We start from the raw sequence: 269 nt of genomic DNA, 5'->3' as shown, positions 1-269 counted from the left end.
ACCTTCAAGCTGGGCGGTGACATCGAGTCCGACGACATCGGCACGCCCGTGGTCACCATCGGTGGCACCACGGTCACCCTGGTGAACAACGGCAACGGCACCTACAGCTTCCAGGTCCCGGCCGGCACCACCGGCGGCATCGTGGTCACCGTTCCGACCCACGACGACGCCGTCTTCGAAGGCAGCGAGAAGCTGACCCTCGAAGCCACGCTGAGCGGCAAGACCGCCAGCGGCGTGGATCTGCCCGCCGGCATCACCGACACCGGCAA

General features: G+C 67.3%; 1 protein-coding gene. It reads left to right on the top strand.

The genetic code is table 11. The annotated features are described in order from the left end of the window. Positions 1 to 269 (top strand): hypothetical protein (locus tag CTATCC11996_RS25790; RefSeq protein ID WP_003081635.1); only part of this gene is annotated, 269 nt, incomplete at both ends.

Origin of the sequence: Comamonas testosteroni ATCC 11996, assembly GCF_000241525.1 — a bacterium.
GTDB lineage: Bacteria > Pseudomonadota > Gammaproteobacteria > Burkholderiales > Burkholderiaceae_C > Comamonas > Comamonas testosteroni.
This window is presented reverse-complemented; position numbering and strand designations above follow the sequence as displayed.